Annotated in this window: 1 tRNA gene and 1 rRNA gene; both read right to left on the bottom strand. The window is 50.5% G+C overall.

The annotated features are described in order from the left end of the window. Positions 1 to 1,746, bottom strand: a 23S ribosomal RNA gene (locus DB895_RS14030); the annotation flags it as partial. Between the two features lie 244 nt (positions 1,747 to 1,990). After that, positions 1,991 to 2,066, bottom strand: a tRNA-Ala gene (locus DB895_RS14025). Between the last annotated feature and the right edge of the window lie 34 nt (positions 2,067 to 2,100).

The following is a 2,100-nucleotide window of genomic DNA, read 5'->3' as shown; positions in this document are numbered from 1 at the left end:
TCTTCGACCGGCATGGGCTTACGGAGCAAGTCCTTGACCCTCGCCGGCGCACCTTCTCCCGAAGTTACGGTGCCATTTTGCCTAGTTCCTTCACCCGAGTTCTCTCAAGCGCCTTGGTATTCTCTACCTAACCACCTGTGTCGGTTTGGGGTACGGTTCCCAGTTATCTGAAGCTTAGGAGCTTTTCTTGGAAGCATGGTATCAACCACTTCGTCGCCTAAAGGCAACTCGTCATCAGCTCTCGGCCTTGAAATCCCGGATTTGCCTAAGATTCCAGCCTACCACCTTAAACCTGGACAACCAACGCCAGGCTGGCCTAACCTTCTCCGTCCCTCCATCGCAATAACTGGAAGTACAGGAATATTAACCTGTTTTCCATCGACTACGCTTTTCAGCCTCGCCTTAGGGACCGACTAACCCTGCGTCGATTAACGTTGCGCAGGAAACCTTGGTCTTTCGGCGTGCGAGTTTTTCACTCGCATTGTCGTTACTCATGTCAGCATTCGCACTTCTGATACCTCCAGCAAGCTTCTCAACTCACCTTCACAGGCTTACAGAACGCTCCTCTACCGCATCACCAAAAGGTGATACCCGTAGCTTCGGTGCATGGTTTGAGCCCCGTTACATCTTCCGCGCAGGCCGACTCGACTAGTGAGCTATTACGCTTTCTTTAAAGGGTGGCTGCTTCTAAGCCAACCTCCTAGCTGTCTAAGCCTTCCCACATCGTTTCCCACTTAACCATGACTTTGGGACCTTAGCTGACGGTCTGGGTTGTTTCCCTTTTCACGACGGACGTTAGCACCCGCCGTGTGTCTCCCATGCTCGGCACTTGTAGGTATTCGGAGTTTGCATCGGTTTGGTAAGTCGGGATGACCCCCTAGCCGAAACAGTGCTCTACCCCCTACAGTGATACATGAGGCGCTACCTAAATAGCTTTCGAGGAGAACCAGCTATCTCCGAGCTTGATTAGCCTTTCACTCCGATCCACAGGTCATCCGCTAACTTTTCAACGGTAGTCGGTTCGGTCCTCCAGTCAGTGTTACCTAACCTTCAACCTGCCCATGGATAGATCGCCCGGTTTCGGGTCTATACCCAGCGACTAAACGCCCTATTAAGACTCGCTTTCGCTACGCCTCCCCTATTCGGTTAAGCTCGCCACTGAATATAAGTCGCTGACCCATTATACAAAAGGTACGCAGTCACCTAACAAAGTAGGCTCCCACTGCTTGTACGCATACGGTTTCAGGATCTATTTCTCTCCCCTCTCCGGGGTTCTTTTCGCCTTTCCCTCACGGTACTAGTTCACTATCGGTCAGTCAGTAGTATTTAGCCTTGGAGGATGGTCCCCCCATATTCAGACAAAGTTTCTCGTGCTCCGTCCTACTCGATTTCATTGATAAGAGATTTTCGTGTACGGGGCTATCACCCACTATGGCCGCACTTTCCAGAGCGTTCCACTAATCTCAAACCAACTTAAGGGCTGGTCCCCGTTCGCTCGCCACTACTAAGGGAATCTCGGTTGATTTCTTTTCCTCAGGGTACTTAGATGTTTCAGTTCCCCTGGTTCGCCTCTTGCACCTATGTATTCAGTACAAGATAACCAGCTTATGCTGGCTGGGTTCCCCCATTCAGAGATCTCTGGATCACAGTCTGTTTGCCGACTCCCCAAAGCTTTTCGCAGGCTACCACGTCTTTCATCGCCTCTGACTGCCAAGGCATCCACCGTATGCGCTTCTTCACTTGACCATATAACCCCAAGCAATCTGGTTATACTGTGAAGACGACATTCGCCGAAAATTCGCACGTCGCTCTTTCGAGCAGAACTCACAAATTTTACCTTAGCCTGATCCACCAGCAGTGAAACTGGTGTTCAGTCTATTTCTATCACATATCCGAATTTTTAAAGAACGATCTGACAAAAGTCAGAAATCAACATTCATTCACGAATGTTGATTTCTAAGTTCTGACTAGCTACTGCGTACGGCGAAAGTGGTGGAGCCAAGCGGGATCGAACCGCTGACCTCCTGCGTGCAAGGCAGGCGCTCTCCCAGCTGAGCTATGGCCCCGTATTCTACGGCTAAACCATGTAATGGTAGGTCT

It is taken from the genome of Flavobacterium psychrotolerans, assembly GCF_003097635.1.
Taxonomy (GTDB): Bacteria; Bacteroidota; Bacteroidia; order Flavobacteriales; family Flavobacteriaceae; genus Flavobacterium; species Flavobacterium psychrotolerans.
Note: the sequence above shows the minus strand (reverse complement) of the source record. Positions and strands in the feature narration are given on the sequence as shown.